Consider the following 24,215-nt stretch of genomic DNA (forward strand, 5'->3'; position numbering starts at 1 on the left):
GTAGCCATCCCAGCAGCCCAAGGCCTGCAGCGTCTTCCGATCCAGCATCCCGTTCCTCAACAGCCGTCTTAACGGCCATTAGGATACGGAATGTGGCAATTCAGTCCCCGGAATTCTCCGAAGAACCAAAGTTAATGGGAAGCCCGACCTAGATAAATCAAGGAGTTGTTGAGCGCCGTCGCAAACTACCTGGGTCGAAATCTCACAGTTAGTGGGTAAAAGGGGCGGCCCGTCTCACAGTATGTGGGTACAAAGGGACGGCTAGCGGACGGCAGGCCGGAAGTCAGTTCCAGCCGCAGAAGTGGTCAGGGATTATCGTCGAAGTCAAACGCCAGGTTCCGATTGGGCATGCTCCGAGGCGGGGCGGCGTGGTGAATAGAGGGTGGCCAGGCACGGAGACACACGCGTGATGGAAGTGAGGCTCAACGAGCTTGGAGGTCGCCTGCCAATCAATGTCCAAGCGGCGAGCGTTCTCTCGCCGTGGGATGAACAACCTAAACAGCCGGCGCACTACTTTTAAGCACCCGCGCTGCTCTGCCCCTCCGCAAAACAAAAACGCCAAAGGTCTAAGGACCCTTGGCGTTTTGCCATCTATGTCGCACAAATGGCAGACCTACCTGTGCAATGGAACTCAGGAAGCTCCGTGTAACTGGAAGTGGACCGTCGCTTCGCTTCGTCACGTGTATGGGTGAACCCAGAAAACGTCGCGACTCGTTTGGTTACAACGACCTTCTTCTTCCTTTCGATACGCAGGCTGACGCCACGGCGCCTGTCCTGGCCGGCGAAATTTAGACCAGCGGCAGTACCGCGAACGCGATCTTCGAAGACATCGATTTCCACCCGCCAGCGTTCCAATTCTTCAGCAGCCATCATCCAGATCGTCTTTGGCATGTCCTCCCTCTGTAATGTGTCCCTGCAGGTGCGCAGAGCGACACGTCAGCTCGGTTCTGTACTTATTGCAGCCGCCCGCGGTGCATTGCTCTTGAAGTCGGCAGCGTTATCGAGGTGCAATGTCTTCGGCACGCCATGCACAGGCCATAAAATAATTTACACTGCATTTTACTGCGCGAATGTGATCCATGAAATCTTCACACAAGCAGTTTTCTAATAGAAACAAGTACTTATATCGATTTTCGGATGTCTGGACTACCGCTCACCCGGCACGCTTGCGGTCAGCATACATCGCCATCGGCTCTTTTTTCTCATGTCGCCGCAGAATTTGTTACGTTTTGTTACACCTAGCCTTCAGCAAGGCCGTTTGTCGATACAACTGAGTCGGAAGCTTCTTCAGCCGAAAGCATGCACGGAGTCGGGACTAGTCCCGCGATAGACAACACTCTTGATTTGACATTCCTACCCTACTGAAAGGCAACCGTTCGAAATCTGCAAGCTAGTTTTGTCCGATCCGGGTGTCCTCTGCTCTTCTCCCTTCTGCCCAATCCTGCGCGACGTCCACCCAAAGACCGCCCTGCAAGCTGTATATCTGGCTTCGTCTACGCCTACGTAACTTCAGCCAAATGCGATATGCCGTGATGGCTTCAACCCAGCAAAGAGGCTCTGTTCTCGGGGTCCCACGTGTTGCCTGCCCGTAGAACCATCCCGCCGTACGCTCCACACCTGAATTCATTTGCCGCCGGGAGTGCGTGGCTCACGGAAGTTCACAAGATGCCCGCAATATGCCGGGCGTATGGGGCCGTACTACCGGGGGCCTTACAGCCCCTCTCCTCTTACTCATCAAATTTGTCTCCTTTCACTCCCCGCTATTCATGGCGGGAAGTGAAAGGAGCACTGCGGAGAGGTAGCATTCCCACGTTGGAATTGCCAGCATGATTCTTGTCTTCCACTACCGAGTGAAGTTGCTCAACGGCCGGCTGAACAAGCAGAACCGCGCAGTGAATTTCGTCTGGAATTTCTGCAACGATACGCAGAAGCACGCGCTCAAATGGGGCAAGAAGTGGCTGAGCGGGTTCGATCCGAATTTGCTGACCACCGGTAGCAGCAAGGAACTCGGCATTCACTTCGGCATGGTCAACGCGGAGTGCAAGCAGTACGCTAAGTAGCGCAGCGACCATCGCGGGCATTACCTGCGCTATCGAGGCAGGAAATCTCTGGGCTGGGTGCCACTCAAGGACCCGCGATCAAAAACGAGAGGGTGAGGCGTTTCGCTTTGCCGGGAATACCTTCGCGTGTTCAGCAGTCGCCCGTTGCCCGAAGGCAAGATCAAGGACGGGATCAACTTCAAGCAGGATGCCCGCGGGACTGGTTTCTCAACATCGTGATAGAGCTTGCTGATGTGACGGCACGCCCGATCCAAGTCGGCGTCGGCATCGACCTTGGTTTGAAGGACTTCGCAACGCTCTCGACCGGCGAGACGCTTCCCAATAATCGGTTTGGCCGGCGTGCCGCTGAAAGACTGGCGAAGGCGCAGCGCGCACGAAAGCACACGCTGCATGCCAAGGTGGCGTAAGCCCGAGCCGACTTCCAGCACAAGCTCGCGCTCGTCCGGCGCTTTGATTACCTTGCAGTCGGCAATGTGCCGGCTTTGAAACTCGCCGAAACCAAGATGGCGAAGAGCGTCCACGGTGCATCCTGGAGTCCTACTGCTACAAGCTCCGCTACAAAGCGATTGGGCACGGGGCCACGTTTGAGGAAGTAGACGAAAGCGGTTCTACCCAGTCCTGTTCGTCGTGCGGTTCGAAAGACCGCACGACGGGGCCGAAAGGTATGACGGGACTACGAATATGAGAGTGGACCTGTAGTAGCTGTGGTGTGATGCACGACCGTGATACCAATGCTGCGCTAAACATTCTCCGATGCGGACGTGCATCGCCAGGTGTGGGAATCCCCCGCCTTTAGGCAGGGGGGACATCAAGTTGCACTACCTCCGTCGGTCGCGGCAACTGAGAGATATCTCGCCGGACATAGCCAACACGGTAATCTCGCCACACCAACTACCGCCGCACCTATACTGCACAACGCTTCAGCACGTGCCGAGGTCCATGCCTTCCCCGACAAAATCTCATTGACCTACTGCTACAACACCTCTGAGGGATAGTGACAGGGCAATTAGCTGCTTAGATGCAATGGGTCTTCGCCTAAGGCGACTGTGCGGGATTTCCTCGCACGACGGTTGATTGAGTATGTGCCGCGAGAACACCTATTACCAACTCGAGACCCACATCAGGCCCCGATCTCAGCTAACGCACGATTGGGATTGGGAGGGCTGTCCAGCGCATGGGGACGAGCCTACAAAGGCTGCCAATGTGTTCTGAAAACGCGCCAACTAGCAATCTTGGTCGAGTGCAATGACCAGCGAAGCGCGGCTACCTTGGTCAGTCGAGAACGGCATCGTTGGCAGGTCCATTTATGGACAGCGTGACGTTAGCCGGGTCACACACCAGACAGATATCCTTAGGCACCTCGACAATTCTATTGCCACTTTCCAGTAGAAACTCTTTTAATTCAATAGGTTAGAGAAACGCGTCGTTCTCGAGTTTTGTGGGTGTGCATCTTCATACGCGCAGGGGAAACGGTAACACCTTGATTTCATTGGATTTCCACTAGAAACTCAATCTGGCGAGGCTATCACTCTACAGATTCGCGCGCCACTCCTGAATAACGCGTCCAATAGCTATGTTGAACATCGTGCTACAGGCACCATCCACTGATGCCTGTAGTCGCGTACGAGTTGCGAACGACACGATGCAATGTCCGTGGCAAGCGATCACCCTTCCTTTGGATTAGCCGGGCCCACCCGCAACCACTCGCCGAATCATCACTTGCCCCCGCTGTACAGCCACTGCAAATCGCAGATTCATCGGGAAGGACCCACCCTGCCCGATGACGACTTGTGCATGCGTGTCAATTCGCCCCAGACAGGTCCCATCACGTTTCACGACCGCCAGACCATGCGACTTGGCTAGGAGTGAAGCCAGCAGACTCTTCGCGCTTTGGGCTTCCGCCGCCGCCTGAATTGCCCCTACCTTACCCAAGGCAATCGCCGCAAAGTCCAGGTCCTTTGTCGCAAGTGAGCGGATGTACGCGTAGACTTCGCGGCTGGTCAGGGCCATGAGACGTTCACGGAAGGCTGTTGCGATATCCTCGAGCCGTTTGCCTTGCCGTTTGGCGAGTCCCATAAGCGAGAACACAGCACGCTCCGTGAGCCCCCGAGTAAGGAGCCAGCACAGCGGGACGGGAACCTTGGTCGCCTGGTTGTTGTGCGCGGTACATCTGAGCGGTTTGCTCGCGAATGTATTCTGTAAAGACTTCTGTTCGTTGGTATGTTCCTTATATTGGCCGTCTTCCACAGTGAGAGGCGGTGTGCTGTGGATAACTCTTTTAATCTGGCATTCGCGTGATGAGCGGCCGACCAGCCCAAGCAGAAGACGGCATACGTCGGTCAGTTTGACGGGCGACACGTGAAAGCGCCCGGAGCGAGCGATGCGGATCTGTTCGCGAACAACGTAGCCATGACGTTCCAGATCCGCTAGGCCGCGGTAGAGCGACGATTCGCTATTGAGTAGTGACTCGGCGCGAAGCAGGTCGCGCCGAGGCCAGATCGAGGTTGTAGGCTTTGAAAGATTGAAGAAACGCAGAATGCCAAAGAGGACGCGCCGGGCAGTCATCCCGAGGTCCAGGCAGTTGAGTGGATCGAATACAGCAGCTCGGGCTTCAATAAGCGCGAGTGGTAGTGGGGAAGGGCGAACAACAGCCTCGCCCGGCGCGTAGCGTTGCGCAATAGTCATATAGGCTCCGACTTTTATGGACGAACGCCCTCCGGAGCTTGACTAGGCAAAATCTCTCGCTACACTGAACACTCGTTGCGACTCGTGTTCACGGTTCCCGCCGTAGATACGTGTAGGTTGAGCTTTGAGTTATCAAACTCCACCAAATCGAGTTTCGGGTTCCCGCCCGATTCTCAGCAGAGGCCTGGGTTCCCGCCCAGGCCTTTGTCTTTGTGGTGAGGGTCTTTCTGCAAAGCGCGTTTTAGATCATTTGCATCACTCTTTCGTGTGTTGTTAAAGGCGAATATCTGCCTTATTTGTTGTTGTTTTCTGCGTTCGATTCGATGAACTCGCGCACCCGCTTTTCCCAGGCTTGTGCGTCGTCAGAGTTCCTGAACTTCAGCGTGACTGTCCCGTTGCGTGTCGTCATAGCACACAGCTCTCGCGCGCCAATTTTGATTCGATGCGTCTCCGTCGCCGTATGTGCTGTCTTTTGACGGACACGCGCGTGGAGCAGGGCAATCGCCTGCTTTTGCGTGATCTTGGTATCACTCAGAAGCTTCCCCACGATCTCCGTCACAGCGGGCTCTTGATCCGGGTGCTCTCCAAGAAACGTTGCCATTTCATAAGCCGCGTTCACACCTAACCGGCTGCGATCGCTCGCAGCTTCCAGGGCAGCGCGGACAGCCTGGGGTAAACGCGCATAGGAAAACAGCTTGCTCAGGTGACCTGGAGAAATCCCAGCAGTCGCAGCAATTTCCTGTTGCGATTGCCCAGTCCTGTCAACGTGGCGCTGGAAGCCGAGGTATTTTTCGAAGTCGGGCAGAGAGGGGGACAGCAGGTTCGAATAGAACGCCGCCTCCTCGATCTGCTCCACATCCCCGAGGTCTGCGAACACCGCCGGTATCGCATCTCTGCCCAGTTCCTTGAAGACATAAAACCGGTTGTGGCCGGCAACCAGCTCCTTCGTGCCGTCACCGCGGACGACGAGTGTGATGGGGTGCACCAGCTTGTTGTTGCGCAGGTTCTCCTTCAACTCGCCGTACTGCTCTGGCGTGAGTTTGCGCCGCCGTCCCGGGACCTCGGTAATGTCGTCGAGGGCCACTTCGACAGCCTTGCCTACGCTTGCCTCGAGTTCAGAGACCCGCCGTTCGGCGGCGGCCACTGCGGACTGGGCCGCGAGCATCCGTCCCGGCGAAGTTTTGGGTTCGTTGGCTTGCGGCTGGGGTGTATTCGACTTGACCGCGATGTTGGCGGTCTTCGCTAGCAGCTTGTCACCAATTCTCATGCTTCTTTCCTTTCTGTCCACGCCCGCACGAACTGATCATCAATATGCAGGGCGAGCTTGTCCAGCGGATCGCGAAACCGCTGGTACGCCTCAACGCTTCCATCAGGCTTGGATAGGTCATAGACCGTCGCGAGCTGAGCCGAAGCGCCCTTAGGGACTGATGACTCAGGAATTTCGATGCTCAGTACGCGGCTACCGTAAGCCTTGACCATCCACTCACGTACGACCCGCGATACGGCATCCTGCTTCACCTTAGTCAGCACGATGTTGATGAAGTCGTATCGTTTGGACTCAAGTACGCCGGGCAATTTCTTGGCAATATCCGAGAAGAGGTGCCAGAACTGCGTCGAACTCGCAAAGTCGAGCCCATCGGGAGGGCAGGGCATCAGGATGCCGTCGGACGCGATCAATGCATTGATCGTGATGTAGCTAAGTGCTGGCGGCGTGTCGATGATAATGACGTCATACTGGTTCGACAGAGGCACTAGGCCCTTGCGCAGGATGTCCCAGAACTCGAATCCCGACTCGGAGAGCACCTTCGACGGTATCTCGAACTCCGCATCGAACAGTGCCGAAGAGGCTGGAATCAGGTCCAGGTTGTACCAGTATGTTGTCTGGACCGCGTAGTCCAGCGTGGTCTGGTCACCATAGATCAGCGGCAGAAGCGTCTGTTCCTCGGCAATCTCTGCGTCTGGTGCCCAGCCGCAAAGCTGGGTCGTCGTTCCCTGCGGGTCGCAGTCGACAATCAACACCTTGCGCCCGAGCAGCGTGAGGGCCTGAGCCAGGCAGACGGCCGTCGTGGTCTTGGCCACCCCACCCTTGAAATTGCCCACCGTCACGATGCGTCCGCGTTGGGCCTCCGGTCGCCTAGTCCGTCCATTTGCGTGTTGCACCCAGGTGATCGCGTCTTCCAGACTGAACATCTTTGCCCGCCCGTTGCCTTGCGAGGTTCCCGCCGGCAATCCACCTTTGGTGGCAAGATAGTGAAAGCGCGCCTTGTCCACGCCGCACAGCGAGGCGATCTGACTGCTCGTGAATGTGGGGGGGATCTTGCGCGGATAAGGCTCCAGCATGGCATCCCGAATCTGCCCAAAGACGTCATTGGCCTGCGCCGCTACAGCCGCTAGTCCATCGATCGACAGGCCGTGGTCGTCCGAAAAGTCTGGGCGCGGGAGTTCTGCCTTGAGTAAGCTCGTGCGTGCCATAACAATAGTGAATCCGTAGGAACCGTTGTGAACCGAAAACTTAGACGGTTTCCGTCAATTAAATGGTTCGGCGTAGAATAGCCGCCGTATACGTAAACCGCAAGGAGTTTACGTCACACAGACGTGTAAACATCTCAAGCGGCCAAATCACCGAAAATCCAAGCCCAGGTACGGCTTGGCTCTCACACCTAAAGTAATTTGCCAACTTCGCGCCAAACGTGCCTATATAAGCACTTGCTAAGTGCTTCGACTACAAGGCGTGTCCGGAAAATTAAGGGAAGCGTCACGTAAGTTATGTAAGGCCAGCTTCTGAGACGAACCTCGACGTCGGGTTCCTCTTCGCGGTAGATATAACCAACGTGTCGCGCGCTCGAGTTACTGCGACATAGAACAGGCGCCGCTCCTCGCTTTCGGGGCTATCGCTATCGGGGGCGATAGTTTCTTCGGCTCTGACTATGACCACGCTGTTCCATTCACGTCCTTTCGACGCGTGCATGGTGGTCAGGACGACAGCGTCCGCCGCCGGCTCGTTGTTCTTCCTTCGCAGGAACTCCAGGCGCTCGGAGAATGAACCGTTCAGTTGGCTGAGAACGTCGTAACAAGTGTTAATGGCGCGCTTGCCAGCATCGACCGCCACATACTTGAGCATCCATTCGCGGACCCCATCCAGCGTTAGCGCATAGAACTCGCGGTCACACAGAGCACGCCATTCCGCGAGACGCTTCAAAAAATCTCTGTACTTTTCTGCGGTCTGTTCGGAGATTCCAGACGCAACCAGGTCTCGCCTGCGCGGCGAGACGGTCGTCGTGGCTTCAGCGGCCTCCTGGGCGTGGAGTTGCTGAAGCTCCAAGGACCCGATGCCAGAGTAGCCAAGCAGGGCATCTACACCGGTGGTCTTTGATCGCTGGATAAGCTCCAACATATCGCCCATCAATGCAGCCTCGGGACGATCGAGAATAGACTTGCCGGCGGCGCGGTAGTACTTCACGCCGTGCGATCGGCACACGGCCTCGATGGGGTCGAGAATGCGGTTTGTCCGAGCGAGCACGGCGGCCGTCTTGCCTTCACGCAGCGCTGGCGTCAGCATTTCGACTGCGGCGACCGCTTCTTTGTATTCGTCGTCAAATCGTTTGAATTCGACCGAGCCGCCAGGACCCCGATGTGCCAGCAGTTGCTTCGAAATCCGGTGCGCGTTGTTACGGATGATCTTGTCGGCCGCACCCAATATTTCGGAGTGGGAGCGGTAGTTCTTGTCGAGAACGATTGGACGAGCATCGAATTCCTTGATGAACGCCTCCATGCCTTGGTAGCCGAGGGCGTCACGAAAGCCAAAGATAGTCTGATCATCGTCACCTACAACGCAAACGACGGATCCAGCTGCTGCATGCAACGAGGTCCAACGCGACTGCAGGCTGTCGCAATCCTGATACTCATCAACAAGCAGGTGATCGACCGCATAGGGTTGGATTTTCCCATTTAGCATGCCGGCAACGGCCATGCGAAGCATGTCCTGAAAGTCGATCTTTCCGTTTCGCGCCAACGCAGCTTGGTACGCGGCGAAGATCTGCGCATCTACAGTGCCGGGGGCAGGGTCACCCAATTGGAGCTTGGATCGTTCAATGGAGGCGAGCGCATCTTCCACCTTCCATTCAATCCCACGCTCCTGAAGGATCTGGCCAACGATAGCCGCGCGGACACCGTCCGTAACGATGTCGGTCAGCCTTCCGCCGCCATTTCCCAGTTGCTTGTAGGCGAGAGAGTGAAAGGTCCCAGCGATCAGCCGCTTCTTCGCCGCAGCCCCTGCAAGAGCAAGAATTCGATCACGCAATTCAATGGCGGCGTCCTTACTGAACGTGACTGCGCCGACTGTAATACCCGGATTAGCCAACAGCGCTGCCGCCTTGACAGCAATCGTCGCAGTCTTCCCGGCGCCAGGCACAGCAACGGCCACGCAATGATCGCGGCACTCTACGACTTCGCGCTGCGACGGATTCAGCTTTTCGAGAACTTCAGCGAGAGACATAACTCGGTGTGGCGAATGCCTTGGGGGGGACAATTGACCGACGAAGCCAGACTTGGTCCCTGCAACATGGAGGAAGTGCCAGCAGCTGCCGGTAGCCGCGATTGCGCCAGCCATACCATCTGGCACCAAGTGGGACTTAGTGCCACAAAGTACTAGCGACTACGGGATGAACATCGCCTGCTCAAGGCACTTGATGGCAGATCGAAGGACAAAGTGCCACTTTCGCGGACAAGCGAAGAAGTCACGAGGTGGCGCCAAGGTCGACCACCACCTACCACGTCGGACCTGGTGCCACCAAGGGGACCTTGCTACTAGATGCCGCGCACAGTCGTCATGAGTTTCAGGTGTGTGGTATAGCTCCGGAGTCCCAGCGGCTGGAACTTGCGCAGGAAACGGGTCACCTCTTCGTCGACATCACTTTGGTCGCGGATACCGTTCCAGACCATGAAGTCGAACTGATCCATGGCCCGGTCGAACTTAGTCAGCACTTGTAATGCCCGAACAGCGAAGCGCGAATACGCCTGCACTTCGAGAGAGAGGGACGGGCGCTGAATCGTGGGCTCGAACACGATCTCGCCGGCAGCACGCATCTCTTGCTCGCGTTGCTGCTTGTATGCCTCTGCCACGCGCACCTGCTCGTCGACGTAGTCCTCCAGCTTGGAGAGCTCGCGCTCAAGATACGTTTCGAGGGTGCCCAGCTCGGTGCGCGTGAACGTGCTTTGCCCGAAGCGCTGAAGATTCAGCGACATCCGGTTCATGTACGGCCACCATTGCTCAAAGAGCGGGCGGAGTCGAGTGTGATTCAACTTCAGTGCGACAGGCACAACCGACGCTCCGGCTAGCTCGCGGTCGAGAATCTGCATGCCGAGTTCACGGCGCCGGCGGATGATTGCCTGGCGCTGCTCCGGTTGCAGTTCACGGAAGAGCTTACGTGTCCGTTCGACTTCAGCTTTGCGTTGCTCGTGATCGGCCGTGGAAATCAGGCCTTCCTTGCGCAGCGCGTCGGCCGATGCGTCCATCTCGTTGAGTTCATGCTCAACGTCGCCAGTGCTATCGATGGCGCCGAGTGTGCTCGGACTGGTTATCGAAGCCGCGGTTGCCGCCGGATCCACGGTGATGTCTTCGTTGGGGGTGAGGTCGGTCGTGGTCATGAATTCTCCGTAGCTGGCCAAGTTAAGGCCCTAGTAGTCAATATGCGGCCGGACTATTTTCCGACGTGGAATGACGCCGCAAGGCGCCAGCAGAGCAGGCCCACCAGGCAGACGACGTACGTCCACCAGTTGGCGAGCAAGGAAAAGGGGAGCAGCAACGCGGAAGCACCTAGCCCGAAGCAGAGCATCAGGCCATGCGCCGCAACGTGGAACGACACGGGGTTCGCGAAGCCAGCACTGGCCGCACGGATCTTCCGCGACACCGAGCCGTCGTTAAACACGGCGAGGAAGAAGACGATTGCACCGAACAGCCAGTGGTAGGCAATGCACGCCCGGTACAAGCCGCGATAGATCGTCAGCCAGAAGTGCTGCATCCAGTTGCGGCCGAAGGTGGAGGCGCCACCGTCCGAGAAATCCGTTGAAGTATCCGATCCGGAGAACGACGCCTTCACAGCGCCGGTCTCGATAAACCATTTGTGGAAGCGCGCGTTCGCCAGAGACACGGCGTTGTCAGCCTTGTCCTGTCCCAGCACCTTCTCGGCGGATCCCTGTTCAGACCGGCTGATCTCGAACGCCGACTGGTCCTGAATGAACGGTGCCACCGTACAGATCATCAGTGGCGACACAATGAGCCAAAGGCGAACGTGAGATGCGAATCTGCTACTTGCCATGTTTTAGATCCACCTCAGTGCCAAGAGGATAGGGAAGCTGGGAATGGATACGAGCGCAGCCCAGAACAGCGCCGGCTTCTCCACCGAGATCTTCACGAGGGCAAAGCACGCAGAGGCCGCTCCTCCAGTGAAGGTGGGCGGTAATTCTCCCTTGTCGGCGCCGGCGGCCGTCAGCCACTCATGCATGGTTATCGCCACTGCAGTGTCGATGCCGAGGAGGCGCGCGGCGATGCGCGCGGGCACTACGCGGATCATGACAGCGACCCGGCGCGCGTCAGTGTGCAAAGTTGCCAGCGACATCGTAGCTCTCGAAGTAGCGGGAGAATTCGTAGCCATTGAGCACGCGGGCGGCCAGTTGAAAGGCCGCACAGCGCTGCGAAATTTCGCCTGGCACCGGTTCGTCGACAACCTGACAGACGTAACCCTCGGGTTGCCGCTGCTCGAAGGAAGGAATCGACTCGTGAAACGGATACCAGACGTTGTACTTTTCGCCCTTGAAGGCGGCGTAGCGCTTGTTATAGAGGTCATGGGCCCGAGCAAAAAGGCCCTTCATGAATGCCACGCTGGGGTCCCCGTGCTTGCGCGCAGCGCGCCATGCTTCGATTCCATCCGTTAGCATCTCCTTAATCAGAGGTTCATCGCGCAACCGGAAGTTGGCGCCGACATAGTCCACCACGCGAGTACAGATCACATCGAGGTCCGGGGAAAGGGTGAACACGGGCGAGAGCTTCGCCGACAAATGGTGTTGCTTGATAACGTCACGAAACAGGCTGCTACGCATGGATGGTTAGTCCTGAATAATGGGGATGCGACCCTGGTAGACAGCGCCACCGGAGATTCGCAGGAAGTACTGCAGGTTGGGCAATTGCATGACCAGGTCATGCGGGATCAGAGGCACCTTTTCCAGCTGCGCCGAACGTGAGACGGAACCGCTGAACTCGCCCACATGGGCTTCGGTGCCGGTGCTTGTACTGCTGGACACCACGAGATTGCGGATAGCTGTTGTACCGGAAAGCTCGTTGAGGCAATAAGGCGCAAGTCAGCGGATTTCATCGGGGCCCGCAGCAGAGAAACCGGCTGCAACAAGGCCGGATATACAGCTGCAACCCATCCTGTCCGTCTACACACAAGAGAGCTTGCTCAAACGGGAGACGTTCATATACAAACTTGGAGTACCCATGGGTCGTTTCACACAAGAAGAAAAAGACCGGCTGATCAGTGCGTCAGAAGAGATCGCAAAGTGGGAGCGACGCAACCTCGAGCGCAACGATGTGACTGATCTATTGAGCATCGCTGCACGCTAGTTCCAGAAGCCTCCGCGAATAACGGCGCAGACAATGCTGATTACGGACGATCTCGGAAACCGGCAGACATTGCAGCTTGACGCTCCCCTCATCACGGGCGTTTGGTAAAAGCTTGGAGAGGACAATGCGGAGAACGATCGTTGCGGCACTATTAATCGATTTCCGAACGAGAACCCCGTGCAGTCTTGCGAGAGCACCGATCCTCGGGCCATGACCTTAAAGAAGGAACTCCAACGGCTCATCAATGCGGGCTCTGTAACCACTATGGCGCAGTTGCGTACCTTCGTTGCAGATCGGGGCCTGATTGTCACGAAGCAAGGCGAAGGTTCTATTACGGTCATGGTGGGAGGGCACCGCAGGTTCCGACTGTTTCCTGCCAATCACTACAAAGCCGGGAAGGCGGGAATGCTGACCGAGTCGGGGGTTGTCTTCGACTACTGGATTTATGCGCTCGTGGTGCAAGGCCCAGTTGAAGCTGCCTGCTATATCGGGCAGACAAGGGCCGTTGCCCGGCGAATGCATGAACACTGGACACGACGCACCGGCGAACGATGCTCCAGCTCGTTGTTCCAGTGGGCAACAGAGCGAGGCCTGATCGTTCACGTAGTCCTGCTAGAGGCACTCTCCGTTGTCCAAAGCGAGGCTAATCGTGCAGAGGCCGAGTGGCTGGCCTGTGCTATTGCAGCGGGGTATGAAGTCCCGGGCGTCGAGGTATGGGCTCCACGGCGTGGACGGTACCGGCCTGGCTTGATATGGCCGTCAGCCGCAGTACGTCGCAACAGCCGGCCGCTGGATAGAGTTGTCGCCGGCACGTCTCAAATTGTCCGACTGGCGAAGGGATCAACACTGGTGGATCTTCATCCGGAAGGCCTCAAACTGGCGTGACGGCAATAGGACGGCAATAGGACGGCAATAGGACGGCAATAGGACGGCAATAGGACGGCAATAGGACGGCAATAGGACGGAAAAGGCGGCACCCTCAAGGAAGCATTGGGCGACTTCTTGCATCACTACCGTGTTGAGCTTGGCGTCGAGATCGAGGTCGATGCGTCGGCGCAAGACGCAGAACAACAGAACAAGGGGAAGCAGTGAAAAGGCTGTTTGTTGTTGTCACAGTTTTGATTTCATCGCTCAACGTACACGCAGGGAAACCGGATGAGTGCGCTGCGTTCGGTGACAAATTTGCGGAGTATGCTCGCCACCGGGACTCCGGCATGAATATGGAGGCTGCTCTTAAAGAAGCAAAAGCAAAAGAAGGCAAGAACGGTGAAGCGTATGTCGCCGGGGTCTACATGAACCCCGAAATGCTACGCATGACGCCAAACGAGATTCGCGCCCTTGCAGTTAAGGCTTGTCTCGATCGGTAGGCGTGCAAACGAATCGGAAAGATAATTCCACATCGGCTCGCCCGCGCGGTGGGTACCATTCTGGAGCGACAGTTGTGAGGGACTCTCGGGGGGTATTGGTAGCGCTTGCGGCGCTATTGCTTGCGACGGCTTCAGTTGGCGCTCAAGCGGCGTGCACACGCGACGCATATGGCGGTGTACGTTGTGGAAGCGGCCTTTCCTGCATGGCCACGCGGACCGGTGAGATTCGCTGTGCAAGGGAAGCTGGTGGTATTGCGATCAATCGCGAAGGCGAGGTGCGCTGTGGGGTAGGACAGTGCGTCGCCGATGCAAAAGGCGATGTGCATTGCTCCAATGTAGTTGGTGGTGGCGCCGGATTGGATAGTCGCGGTGTCGCAATCTGCGATGAAGGCTGTCGACCTGGATCCGGAACGATGTGCTCGATGCCGCGCTGAAATCGACTAGGAAAAAAGATGTACCAGTCATTGAATGGGTATGGCTGGTGTTTCGACGTTGCAAACGTGCTGCTTGCCGCCCGCCCACATTGCGGAAGCGCCCGAGGCGGCTGGAAGATTTATCCACCCAAGGGCGAGTACACGTGTGAGGAGTGTGGGACGTCGCATCGCTCCACCAGCTAAACCACGGGAGAGCATTCAGGAAGCCAAGATGAAATTGCCACACCTCGCCGTAACAATTGCCGCCGCATTGGCCTCGACATGCGTTTCTGCCGCCGTCGGTTCATGGGTGAAAGCATCTTCTGGACAAGATGATTCGGACGGCACTGGCCCGTCCTTGCATATCGAGTACGTATTGCAATCGAGCGTCAAGAATATTCGAGGTAACTACAGGACTGCTTACGTGAAAGTAACTTACGCGCCTGGGGTAAGAGTTATGGGCGGTGATGTGATTACAACCACCATCTCAAACTCGATGGTCGATTGCAATGCACTAGCGTGGGGAAACGTCGTCCAGATGGCCTTTGATGCAAGCATGAAGCCAATCCTGTCCAGTTCAGGCGAATTCGACACTTCGAGGCCCGTGTGGGTTTTGAAGGATATGGAGAAGTTGAATCCGTCCTCCATCACATACCGCACGGCGCAGTACATTTGTGGGGTCAAGCAATAAGTATGAGGCCGCAGACAACGGAAAAGTGGCGATGAACACGTGCGGCCGAGAAATCTATCGAACGTCAAAAGAAGGATGAATGAAAGGTATTGTCGCTAGTCGTGATGCAGGCATCGAGTGCCTTCATATTCCGAAGTACGTGGAGCAATTGCTCGTTCTTCATGGCATCAAGACCGTCCGCGACCTTGAGTCATGGAAGGATGCGGAGATCCTCGCGCTTGATGGCATCGACGTAAAGGGATTGGCCAAGCTCAAATATGCCCTGGCAAGGGACGGCTACAACTTGGGCGGGCCGCCTGACAGCGATGCGAGTTGCTATCGCTTTGAAGACCCCTGGCGTCCAAAACCCAGGAATGAGCCTTTCACGAAGCGATGGGAGGATTTCTTGCCACAATCAAGCCGTCGGAGAGTGCAATCGTCTGACGGGACCCGCGCCCCGGAAAGAAATGCAATGGCCTCGCTCGAACAGGACGACTACATCAAGAAGGCACTGAGGTTGCCAAGGGATCTACACGCACAGATCCACCAAGCGGCAGCAGAACGCTCCCTGAACGCCGAAATCGTGGCGCGGCTAATCGGTAGTTTCGATATATACCAGACCGAAGCGGAAACTGAAAGGCCGGACAGCGAACGCTTCGCGGCATTGGAGCTGCGGATGAGGAAGATGGAAGAAACACACAGCCGCTCAGTACAGGCGCTTGCGGCTCGACTGACGAAGCTCGGCGGCTGACGAATCGGAAATGGAACATGCACGTGGGAGAATTAGTTATAGGTGTTGTGATTGGTTACGTCCTGCGAGGTGTCTTATCCGGTAGCTCCCGTACATCGCAACGCGGGCCGGATGTTGGACAGATGCTGAACGGGTGGTCTAACCGTCGCCGGCACGAGAAGTATCGGATTAAAGCGGAGCAACGAGACTTCCTCGGTCTGTTTGACGAGAAGTACAGCCACTACGTGGATACCCCGTACTGGCTACAGAGCCCGGCAGATTGCATCAAGGCTTTCCGACGTGCGGAGCAGCGACATCAGACTGCGACGGCGTAACGAACGGAAAAGCACATGTCGAACAGAGCGCAGAAGCTTAGTGGAGTGGCAATCTCAATGCTGGAGTGAAGGTCGAAACTCAAGCCGTCATGGTCACGCTAATGCAGGGACCATTTCTGCTGGCTGTCGCTTGCCCCATTATCGGAGTCGCGATAGGAGCTTTCGGTGGCTTCATCATGGGTCGAGCGGCTGCCGTGCCTGCCGAGTTAAAAGGAAAATTGTGATGCTCAAGCATAACGTGGTATGGATCGTGTCGGACGCCGTGAAGGACGTACAGTAATGGGACAAGCAAAGCAGCGGGGTACAAGGGAACAACGCGTCGCCGAAGCCCAGTCGCGGCTGGCGGAAGCCCCCACGGCGCGCGCGCTCGCGGGCGCGCGAAGCCGGTACGCTGCGCAGTGGGAGGTCAACTCAAGGCATTTCTTTGACGCTGGCTACTATGACTGGATGGCCGACAAGATTGCGGGGCGGCGGCTGGTGCTGGAGATCGGCTGCGGCGTTGGCTACTCAACCCTTACGTTGACCCGTCGCGGGCACGCCATCGTCGCGGTCGAGGAGAATCCAAGTTGCCTCATGGCGACGAAGGAGCGGCTCGAAGCTCAGGGCGTTTCGGTGGCCCTTCGCCTGCGGGGCGTTGTCGAGGCCGCGACGGCGCAGACCTACGCCGTGCGCTACGACGCGGTGCCCGACGGCGCGCCGGCCGACGTTCTGCTGATCGAAGGGGATCTGCTGAATGACCCGGAGTTGACGCGTTGGCTGACAGCGTCCTACCAGTTCGATGCGGTGGTTTGCTGGCTGCTTGGCACTCATCAGTTCCGGGCGGCGGAACACCGCTTCGGCGAATACGGCGCAGCAGATCAATACGGTTTTCGCATTCTGGTCCAGAATGCCACGTATGAACTGGCCGACGTGGTCCTGCGTCCGCAAGGCATGCTGCAGGTGGTCGATCGGGGGGGCTTTGTCAATGATGCGCGACTGATCGAGGCCTACAAAGATGCACATCGGGAGCAGGCCAGCGTGACCGAGCTGGTCGTGCAAGCGTTGGACTATATCGAGTACGCAGAGCCGGAGGCCGCCAATGCAATGCCGATGGGCTGTACGCCGCCGGATCAGTCCATTGACGGCGTCAACCTCAGCGCGCAGGTCCCGGCGTTGATCTCGGTGACATCCGTGAAGCCTTGCAGCCAAACCTGACCACGGAAAAGAGGGGGAGTATGTATCCAGCAAGAAGAGTAGCCGTGTTGTTTCTGTTATCGGCAATCGCAGGTTGCGCGATGACGCATGAGGAATTGACCCGCGAGCCGCCGAACACGCAGTTCGTGGTTGCTGCGAATTTCGGATGCCTTTACGAAAAGGGAGCAGAGAGAGCTGCTTCGAGCCTTGGTATGAGCGAACCAAAGATGAGCGGTTACATCAATCCCACGGCGGGCTATGCCTGGTTCAGGCAGCCACTGACTTTGATCAGGCTCCGTGACAATGGCGCACACGGTACGGAGGTCACGCGGCAGCAGCAAGGAACGGCCGCGGCGCTGGGTCAGGGAGACGACATGCTCGCCTACTTGAAATCGAATCCGTGTTCCGGCGAAGCGCACTGATTTTGCGACGGAAAAAAGAGGAGATGGGGTATGGACGCACCGACACGAATCCTCGTTGAGATCAAGGGAAATGGCACGCTCGGTCGTGAGGAGTCCCTGATGGCCGAGTTTCAGGACGACTATCGCTTCAACGGTGTCTCGCGCTCGAAGCCCGTGTGGCTTTCCGACCCCGTACGATTTGTCAGCGAATGGCGCGCCTATGTGGCGGAGGGAAAGGTCATGGATATCCGTTTCGCTGACCACGGTGGCAACCAAGGTGCGGGCCCGGATATAGCGGTTATTCAGGGTGCGGTCGCACTGCTTGCCGAAGATCCACAGACCCCATCGGGATACGTCATCGATTTCGGCGTGCTCGATACAGGAGAGACGGCTCTAATCGAAATGAATGACGGGTTCTCTTTCGGCGCGTACGATGGGGTAGCGCCCGAAACATACTGGAATGTGACTGTCAGGCGCTGGCAAGAGCTTGTGGCCTGATACAAAGGAATAGAGAGCAGATGAGTAGTAGATACAACCGTCGCCAACGTAAGAAGCTGCGACTCGGCGAGTTTCAGGAATTTGGCTTTTGGCTCTCGGCGGAGTTGGTCGGCGGTCTCGACGATGCCACGAAGGTTGCCGCTTGTGACACCTTCATCTCCGATTGCATTGAGGGCAACCGACTCACGTATGGTGGGGCGCTAGAGCATCGTCTTGACGGCTTCGTGGCCCCGGAGGGCAAACGCAGTTCCGCCACCGAGGAAGATCGCCATCGAGTCCTCAACTGGCTGGAGAATCGCCCCGAGTTCGCCGCAGTACGCGTTGGACAACTGGTTGACGCGTGGCACGGCAATTTTGAGGGCTGAACTGGACGACAATCGGGGCTAGCCCTGCGCAGGACGGAATGAGGCGCCCCAACTGAACCAAGACCTATGCTGAACTACCGTCTATCAGAGCATCTCGCCGGCATTCATTTGGCTGGCGACTACCTCACTCTGCGTGCGCTGCACCAGGTAATTCACCAGATCAACGAGGCATCTCCTATCGTCCGCGACAAGGAGGGGTTGTTTGTCGCAATGGCATACGACGTGCGCAAGGCGTACCAAGGCGACCGCGAGGTTATTCATCCTACCGATGTCGATACTGGCGTTGGCGTTCGCTATGCCGTGGAGATGCTCTGGCCAACCTTGCTTGCACAGGTGTGCATGATGCGCGTATCGCTGGCCTTCATGAGTAGCACGAAGGAGCAGCAAGGCTTCACGTATCTGCTTGAGTCGGTAGTTGAAGCCGCCATCACCGAAGCTTTTGGTCAGCAGTCAGCGACCGTGCTTGATGCCTGGCAGAGACTTAACCCAGCGCACCACTGGCTGGAGGAGGTATTCGACGGTCGAGGTGTGCAGTTCTGCCGCTGGGATGAGGAAGAGCGTAGGAACGGATTGGCAGGGCTGCTAAGCAGTCTCGATCCAATGTACTCGTCGCTATACCCTCTGCTTGTCGAACGTGGTGTCAAAGGTTTGGTTCCACCTGACCTACTTGATACTCTAGCTGGTCAACCTTGGCCGGATCCGCACCACGATTAACGAATGGCCCGGAGAATATGATGGCATTGAATAGCACACGGAAGGGCTGGATCGTCAGAACTGGCAATGACTACCTGTTCCCTCAAGACGCGGATGTTGGCTTCACGCCGAACCTGGTAGACGCCGGAGCGTTCGAGACGGAAGAGGAAGCCATCGAGGCAGGCCGCGATCACTGCGATCCCGGCTTTGTGGTGATGCGCGATCCTCGCTAAGACAACGGAAAAGGTGAAGGCGAGCACTATCTCGCACACAGGAGCTGTTACGGACATGCGACTTGAACCAGCCAACCCTACGCTACTGGATCGCGTCCATTCCGCCGCCCTAGTCGAACTTCACTATGGCCAATTTCTGACCTGCCTTGAGGACATGGTGAACTGGGGATCTAACATGGTCCAGCGCCACTACAACAGTAGTGACGGGAAGTGGCACGACTTGGTCATCTGTACTGTTCTATTGAAACAGATGGTTGCGATGCTCGATGGCGTGCATATTGCGTTGAAGGCCGGGTCAGCCAAGCCTGCCCTGTTGTCAGTGCGTGCCGCCTTCGAGTCATCTGTGTATCTGCATTGGATCCTGAAGGCGAATGCCGAAGAGAAGGCGTCCTTCTACTACGTAGAGGAGCTTCGACGCCAGCTCCATTACCTAGAGCTTGTGTTGGCATCGCCGCGCAACGAACGCTTTATGGATCGCATGAAGTCCGATAGGGCCGAGCTTGAGAGAGTGCTGGCTGGCCCCCAGTTTGGGCGGTACAACCGGGCGTTCATCGAGCTACGCGGCAAGAATAAGTACCGCCCGAGTTGGTACACACTGGCGGACAGAAGTATCACGACCGTACGGGGCGTGGCAAAAGATGTTGGCCATCTCGAAGACTATGATCTCATTTGCGAGCGCACTTCGGAGGTAATGCACGGCAAATCGTATCGCGATCAGATTCGCATCAAGGAGGGGGCGACCACGCTTCTCCCAATCAGGGATTTGGCAGGCACCAAGAATGCGTTGGAGTTTGCTTTCCTCATTGCACCGCTCGCGTACTTGCGCGTGACGGAGAGGTATCGACCAGATGAAGCGCGGGTGCTTACTCATTGACATTTGGAGTACTGGTCCCCGACGCTGAATGCCCTGCAGGCTTTCAACGAAGAAGCTCTCCTCGCAACGTGATAGGACGGAAACATAGGAAAGGGTCCGATAGGCAGCGCTGTCGGGCCTTTTGCTTACTTGGGGCGCACGTTACAGCGCCGCGTCCTTCAGCTTCTTCAGTGGGCGAACCTTTACCTTCACCGAAGCCGGCTTGGCGGCGAACCATTGGTCCTGGCCAGTGAAGGGGTTCTTGCCAAAACGCTTCTTGGTGGCCGGAACCTGAATGGCCGACACCTTGAACAAACCGGGCAGTGTGAACTCGCCTGCGCCCTTCTTGTGAATGCTGCCGACGATGGTGTTTTCGAGATGGACGAGAACTGTCTGCACCGTCTTCTTGTCGAGCTCAGTCTGAGTGACCAGGTGGGCCAGCAGGCTTGACTTGTTAAACGTGTCCTTGAGCGGCTTGGCTACCGGGGTTGCCGCCGCCTTCTTGGCTGCAGGCGCGGCCTTCTTCGCAGGTGCTGCTGCCTTCTTTGCCGCAGTCTTCGTCGCGGCCGTCTTCTTCGTTGCCATGTGGCTCCTGTTACCGAGGTTACCGGCGCCATCGCCGGATCCGGCGGAGCATGCCAAATTGCTTCCCGCCATGCAATAGGTAGCTGCACGAGGGCTCAGACGACCTCGACGGTGGCTAGCGTTCAGTGGACAGTTCGGTTGCTCGAAAGCCTGAGCCGTATCGATCCTGCTTCCGGCGAGACGCCCTGCGGGAGCGTGCGTCGAGATTGGCTGTTCCGCAGGATTCGCGGGCTCATGTCGATGATCGGGGGGGGCGGTGGCCCATAAGGGTAAGCAGCAGATATCCACCCGCTAAGGCAAGTTTAATGAAGGCGTTGAACTAGGGGGCGGCGCATGGAGTGTCGACGTCTTCATGCCCAAGGGCCGCGGTTTTGCCGTACTGACGACGAGTATATCCTCCACAAATAAGGAGGGCTCGCATCCGCATAGCGACATGCCGCCCCGTCCGGCCTACCGCACTTGCGGCTATCGTGCTGATGCGGCGATGGCGTCAAATCGCTCGCGGAGCAGCTTCTCCTGATCGGCGAATCGCGCATCCCCAGATTCTCTGAGCTTGCTGAGATTGGCAAGCTTCCACCGCACGGCAGGCATGTCTTTGAGGTGGGGGTAAGCTGGCATCAGGGACCAGTTGGGGTCCGCTCTCACAAGGGAGATGAGGAAGTCCTTGTGTGCCTGAGTAAGCGCTGCGTGCAGTTCCTGCTGCAGTCGCTTCTGGATGGCGACGAGGGTGTCGAGGCTTACCTCTTCAGTGGTCATGCCGATGAATTCGCTATAGCTCTCTTCCAGGTCTTTCTGTTTTGGGAAGAGCACCTCATGAGTTGGTCGATTGTGTCCTGCGAGGTATCATTCATGGCTTTAGTGTGATACGCATGTCATTCATCTTGTTGGACCATCGCTTACCCTGGCTGCGCTGATCGACATACTGTTGAAGGTCTTTGCCCCAGTCAAATCCGCTATCCTCACCAAGCGTTCTCGCCAGCTTGAGCACTTTGATTCGTGTGCAGTGCCGCATGAACATGTGGAGGACGGGCGCACGGAGGCTGTGCATGGTTACGAGGATGTTCTGGACCTCTTCGAGCGTTTGGCCCTTGCCCACGTCGCTCACGAGCTCGAGGAATGCCCGTTCTGGAACCGACACAAGTACGGATGGGTTCCCGTTTGGGATGGGTTTGAGGCCTTCACCATATTGGAACGATTCGTCAAAAAGATCGGTCGTCTGATAGGAGTACAGGAGATGCTGGCCGACCCAATCAGGAAACCTGTAGGGGGCCTCTCCCCACAGGACGACCTTCTGGCGAAAGGCGACGTTATGGCGAACCCCTTGCCAGTCAAGCGCAGTCTTCCCGCCAACGTGCAGGCCCGTTATCCGCCGGCTCAAGAACGCCAGGATCCCGTCCCGGGTTGGCTGGTCGCCCCGTAGCAGATAGGCGCCTCTCCCCAGCCGTTCGAGCCAGGCTGCGCTGACGAGATGACTGAGGGAACGTTCAGACACCCCTATCTCGCGGAGCATTTCTGTGTCCATCGGTTGGCCGCGTGGCGCTTGGGCCATCAGATTGTGAAGTGGCTGATTACGCATTTGAACTGTTCGCGTTATTTTCTTGCGAAAACCCTCTGCAAAAAGAATGTTACTGTAAAAAAATAACGCAAGATTGAGGCCTTGCCCGTTCCTGGCCCAGTACACTGAGATATCTTACTCCGGCACTTCTATGCGTCTCCGCCACGCGCCTTCATAGGGCCACGATTCCACCGCGTGCACTGGCGCGGTGGATCGAAGCGGGTTTGCGTCATCGTTTTCCCACAGTTCCCTGGCGGGCGGGCCTGCCTTCCGCGACGTCCCAATGCGGGCTAGCGGGCCGTTTCCGGTCTTCCTAAGCTGTGGGGGTGCGATCGACGGGAAAAGGAGAGGGCGCGTAATGTGCGTTATTTTAACGCGCGTTAACCTCCATTTAAGTGTGGGTAATTGCAATCAAACAACGCCGTGGACGTGCGGTGTGACGTCAGGTTGTTGACGGGGTAGGCCGCCTTCGGACTAGCACTTAAATGCAATTAATCGCCTAGTTAGGCGGCCGACGACTTAGTTGCGCCTGGCCAGCCAGGCGCAACCAGCAGCGCGACAGTCGACAGGGATGACGAGGCCAGGGCGGGAGGCTGACGCGCTGGTCGCCGGCCCTATCGCCGTCCAAACACCTGCTCGAATTGGGCGGTCCGCTGCATGTCATCATCATGTAGGTAGCGCGACGTCGTCGTGATGGACGCATGGCGCAGGTTGTCTCGCACAGTCGTGAGCGATGCGCCTTGCGCGAGCGCGTGGGTCGCATGGGTGTGGCGCAGCCAGTGAGGCGTCGCCCGTCGCCGCTTGTCGGCGAGCGGTGGATGGTCCATTTCAATCGCATGGGCGGCAAGCGAGAGGAAGCGCCGCAGCACGGTACGTAGGCGCGGCGTGGTGATCGGAGAGCCGTCTTCGAGATGCGCCAGGATCGGACAATGCCGGTCCCAGCGCGCCGGCGTCACGGGAAGACCGCGTGCGACGAGGTATTGGTCTAGTGCCTGATGGGCGAGGGATGGGAGGGCGACCTTGCCGCGGCGCTCACCCTTGCCGACCAGATGCAGCCAGCGTTCGCCCCGCGGGCCAATCTCGATCCCGCCCAGCGTCACCCCCACCAGTTCGGCTGCGCGGAGGCCGATCGCATAACCGAAATCGAGCACAAACCGCAGGCGCATCGCCGCGTCCGGCGTCCAGCCGTGCGACCACTCCAGACCGTCCGCCAGGGTACGGACCAGCGCCCACTCGCCTTCGGTAAAGGCCCGCGAGGTATCGAGGTCGCCCGACCGCTGCGCGCCGCGTACCTTCAATCCCGCGCACGGGTTGGCCAGCACATAGCGCTGGGCGATCAGCCAGCGGAACAGGGCACCAATGACGCCCAGGGCATCAGCGATCGAGCGGGACGTCAGCGGGCCGGTGAACGGCCGCCATTCCGGTGAAGGGGGGGCGCGGGACCCACCCTGCGGGCGGTCGGCGCACGCAGGAAGGCGCGGTAAGCCTTAGCATCCTCGGCGGTGAGCGACGAGAGCGGGTTTCCCGCGATCGAGGATGGCACACAGCAGTACGCGCTCGGCCTCCTTGCGGTAGGCGCGCCGTGGCGGTGGCTTCGTGCAATCCCAGCCAGGCATTGATGGCGTCGTAGTTATTGTCTGGCGTCAGCGAACACATCGCCTGCAGTGCACGGAATGCCCCGCTTGATCCGTCCACGGTCTGGGGCAACGCAATCCGTTTCTAGGTTACATGCTCGCCAGGCGTGCTTTTTTTGCGGTGCAGCGTTGATGGGGATCTGTAGGGCGGTCGTGCTGGCCTGAAGTGGCAGAGTTGGAATCAGAGCCAGTGCCCAGAAAATTCCGCAACGGTCAGACCTGGCGCCCATCGCCCGAGTCCGCCGATCAGAGACAGCCGCGGTCCTGGCGTGGGCGGACGGCAGAGACCGGCCATGAGCGGTCGGACAGAAGCAGCGTTTCAATGGCCGGATTGCAGTGGACTT

General features: G+C 57.7%; 24 protein-coding genes and 3 pseudogenes. 13 read left to right on the top strand and 14 right to left on the bottom strand.

From position 1 onward, the window contains the following. Nucleotides 1–591: 591 nt before the first annotated feature. Nucleotides 592–891: a hypothetical protein gene (locus tag AC3FLX_RS31900; RefSeq protein WP_488701323.1), complete on the bottom strand. Its 300-nt coding sequence runs from the start codon at nucleotides 889–891 to the stop codon at nucleotides 592–594. A 935-nt stretch (nucleotides 892–1,826) separates the two neighbouring features. Here AC3FLX_RS31900 and AC3FLX_RS31905 point away from each other — a divergent pair. Beyond that, nucleotides 1,827–2,856: pseudogene (locus tag AC3FLX_RS31905) on the top strand (RNA-guided endonuclease InsQ/TnpB family protein). Nucleotides 2,857–3,740: 884 nt separating this feature from the next. Here the strand turns inward: AC3FLX_RS31905 and AC3FLX_RS31910 are convergent. From AC3FLX_RS31910 to AC3FLX_RS31950, 9 genes and pseudogenes are all read right to left on the bottom strand, one after another. Continuing rightward, nucleotides 3,741–4,745 carry a hypothetical protein gene (locus AC3FLX_RS31910; protein ID WP_488701324.1) on the bottom strand — a complete coding sequence of 335 codons (1,005 nt, stop codon included), beginning with the start codon at nucleotides 4,743–4,745 and terminating at the stop codon, nucleotides 3,741–3,743. Nucleotides 4,746–5,037: 292 nt separating this feature from the next. Continuing rightward, nucleotides 5,038–6,012, bottom strand: a complete 975-nt coding sequence (locus AC3FLX_RS31915; RefSeq protein ID WP_488701325.1) for a ParB/RepB/Spo0J family partition protein — start codon at nucleotides 6,010–6,012, stop codon at nucleotides 5,038–5,040. Further along, nucleotides 6,009–7,217, bottom strand: coding sequence for a ParA family protein (locus tag AC3FLX_RS31920; protein WP_488701326.1), 1,209 nt, complete (start codon nucleotides 7,215–7,217; stop codon nucleotides 6,009–6,011). Before AC3FLX_RS31920 ends, AC3FLX_RS31915 begins: the two co-directional genes overlap by 4 nt. A gap of 292 nt (nucleotides 7,218–7,509) precedes the next feature. Further along, complete coding sequence (locus tag AC3FLX_RS31925) at nucleotides 7,510–9,240, bottom strand: ATP-dependent helicase (protein ID WP_488701327.1); 1,731 nt, start codon at nucleotides 9,238–9,240, stop codon at nucleotides 7,510–7,512. Between the two features lie 311 nt (nucleotides 9,241–9,551). Continuing rightward, nucleotides 9,552–10,391 (bottom strand): ATPase, encoded by an 840-nt coding sequence (locus AC3FLX_RS31930; RefSeq protein ID WP_488701328.1) that lies wholly within the window; start codon nucleotides 10,389–10,391, stop codon nucleotides 9,552–9,554. A 53-nt stretch (nucleotides 10,392–10,444) separates the two neighbouring features. Next, nucleotides 10,445–11,062: a DUF4400 domain-containing protein gene (locus tag AC3FLX_RS31935; RefSeq protein WP_488701329.1), complete on the bottom strand. Its 618-nt coding sequence runs from the start codon at nucleotides 11,060–11,062 to the stop codon at nucleotides 10,445–10,447. Between the two features lie 3 nt (nucleotides 11,063–11,065). Then, nucleotides 11,066–11,362 (bottom strand): hypothetical protein, encoded by a 297-nt coding sequence (locus AC3FLX_RS31940; RefSeq protein ID WP_488701330.1) that lies wholly within the window; start codon nucleotides 11,360–11,362, stop codon nucleotides 11,066–11,068. Then, entirely contained in the window at nucleotides 11,337–11,843 is a 507-nt protein-coding gene (locus AC3FLX_RS31945; protein WP_488701331.1) for a hypothetical protein, read from the bottom strand. Before AC3FLX_RS31945 ends, AC3FLX_RS31940 begins: the two co-directional genes overlap by 26 nt. A 6-nt stretch (nucleotides 11,844–11,849) precedes the next feature. Then, a pseudogene (locus tag AC3FLX_RS31950) lies at nucleotides 11,850–12,071 on the bottom strand (conjugative transfer system coupling protein TraD); the annotation flags it as partial. Nucleotides 12,072–12,240: 169 nt separating this feature from the next. On the opposite strand from AC3FLX_RS31950, the gene AC3FLX_RS31955 reads away from it, so the two are divergent. The 12 genes from AC3FLX_RS31955 (at nucleotide 12,241) to AC3FLX_RS32010 (ending at nucleotide 20,118) form a co-directional block, all read left to right on the top strand. Beyond that, nucleotides 12,241–12,366, top strand: coding sequence for a hypothetical protein (locus AC3FLX_RS31955; RefSeq protein ID WP_488701332.1), 126 nt, complete (start codon nucleotides 12,241–12,243; stop codon nucleotides 12,364–12,366). A gap of 210 nt (nucleotides 12,367–12,576) precedes the next feature. After that, on the top strand, nucleotides 12,577–13,251 hold the full coding sequence (locus AC3FLX_RS31960) for a hypothetical protein (protein ID WP_488701333.1): 675 nt from the start codon (nucleotides 12,577–12,579) through the stop codon (nucleotides 13,249–13,251). A gap of 203 nt (nucleotides 13,252–13,454) precedes the next feature. Continuing rightward, nucleotides 13,455–13,733: a hypothetical protein gene (locus tag AC3FLX_RS31965; protein WP_488701335.1), complete on the top strand. Its 279-nt coding sequence runs from the start codon at nucleotides 13,455–13,457 to the stop codon at nucleotides 13,731–13,733. A gap of 645 nt (nucleotides 13,734–14,378) precedes the next feature. Then, a complete protein-coding gene (locus tag AC3FLX_RS31970; protein WP_488701336.1) occupies nucleotides 14,379–14,837 on the top strand; it encodes a hypothetical protein in 459 nt (152 codons plus the stop codon). A gap of 79 nt (nucleotides 14,838–14,916) precedes the next feature. Continuing rightward, on the top strand, nucleotides 14,917–15,567 hold the full coding sequence (locus AC3FLX_RS31975; protein WP_488701337.1) for a hypothetical protein: 651 nt from the start codon (nucleotides 14,917–14,919) through the stop codon (nucleotides 15,565–15,567). Between the two features lie 593 nt (nucleotides 15,568–16,160). Further along, the gene (locus AC3FLX_RS31980) at nucleotides 16,161–17,075 is read left to right on the top strand and encodes a class I SAM-dependent methyltransferase (RefSeq protein ID WP_488701338.1); all 915 of its coding nucleotides are present in this window, start codon (nucleotides 16,161–16,163) and stop codon (nucleotides 17,073–17,075) included. Nucleotides 17,076–17,119: 44 nt separating this feature from the next. Further along, on the top strand, nucleotides 17,120–17,476 hold the full coding sequence (locus tag AC3FLX_RS31985) for a hypothetical protein (RefSeq protein WP_488701339.1): 357 nt from the start codon (nucleotides 17,120–17,122) through the stop codon (nucleotides 17,474–17,476). A 30-nt stretch (nucleotides 17,477–17,506) separates the two neighbouring features. Continuing rightward, nucleotides 17,507–17,953 carry an ATP-grasp domain-containing protein gene (locus AC3FLX_RS31990; protein ID WP_488701340.1) on the top strand — a complete coding sequence of 149 codons (447 nt, stop codon included), beginning with the start codon at nucleotides 17,507–17,509 and terminating at the stop codon, nucleotides 17,951–17,953. Nucleotides 17,954–17,973: 20 nt separating this feature from the next. After that, the gene (locus AC3FLX_RS31995) at nucleotides 17,974–18,318 is read left to right on the top strand and encodes a YggL family protein (protein WP_488701341.1); all 345 of its coding nucleotides are present in this window, start codon (nucleotides 17,974–17,976) and stop codon (nucleotides 18,316–18,318) included. A gap of 66 nt (nucleotides 18,319–18,384) precedes the next feature. Next, on the top strand, nucleotides 18,385–19,032 hold the full coding sequence (locus AC3FLX_RS32000) for a DUF6904 family protein (protein WP_488701342.1): 648 nt from the start codon (nucleotides 18,385–18,387) through the stop codon (nucleotides 19,030–19,032). Nucleotides 19,033–19,052: 20 nt separating this feature from the next. Next, nucleotides 19,053–19,244, top strand: a complete 192-nt coding sequence (locus AC3FLX_RS32005) for a hypothetical protein (RefSeq protein ID WP_488701343.1) — start codon at nucleotides 19,053–19,055, stop codon at nucleotides 19,242–19,244. A 55-nt stretch (nucleotides 19,245–19,299) separates the two neighbouring features. Continuing rightward, nucleotides 19,300–20,118: a DUF5677 domain-containing protein gene (locus AC3FLX_RS32010; protein ID WP_488701344.1), complete on the top strand. Its 819-nt coding sequence runs from the start codon at nucleotides 19,300–19,302 to the stop codon at nucleotides 20,116–20,118. A 141-nt stretch (nucleotides 20,119–20,259) separates the two neighbouring features. On the opposite strand, the gene AC3FLX_RS32015 is transcribed toward AC3FLX_RS32010, so the two are convergent. The 4 genes and pseudogenes from AC3FLX_RS32015 to AC3FLX_RS32030 all read right to left on the bottom strand — a co-directional run. Further along, nucleotides 20,260–20,682 carry an HU family DNA-binding protein gene (locus AC3FLX_RS32015; protein WP_488701345.1) on the bottom strand — a complete coding sequence of 141 codons (423 nt, stop codon included), beginning with the start codon at nucleotides 20,680–20,682 and terminating at the stop codon, nucleotides 20,260–20,262. 465 nt (nucleotides 20,683–21,147) lie between these two features. After that, nucleotides 21,148–21,492: a hypothetical protein gene (locus AC3FLX_RS32020; protein WP_488701346.1), complete on the bottom strand. Its 345-nt coding sequence runs from the start codon at nucleotides 21,490–21,492 to the stop codon at nucleotides 21,148–21,150. 37 nt (nucleotides 21,493–21,529) lie between these two features. After that, nucleotides 21,530–22,258, bottom strand: coding sequence for a type IV toxin-antitoxin system AbiEi family antitoxin domain-containing protein (locus AC3FLX_RS32025; RefSeq protein WP_488701364.1), 729 nt, complete (start codon nucleotides 22,256–22,258; stop codon nucleotides 21,530–21,532). A gap of 593 nt (nucleotides 22,259–22,851) precedes the next feature. Continuing rightward, a pseudogene (locus AC3FLX_RS32030) lies at nucleotides 22,852–23,956 on the bottom strand (tyrosine-type recombinase/integrase); the annotation flags it as partial. Nucleotides 23,957–24,215: the final 259 nt, after the last annotated feature.

It is taken from the genome of Cupriavidus sp. 291-E7 (genome assembly GCF_057798835.1).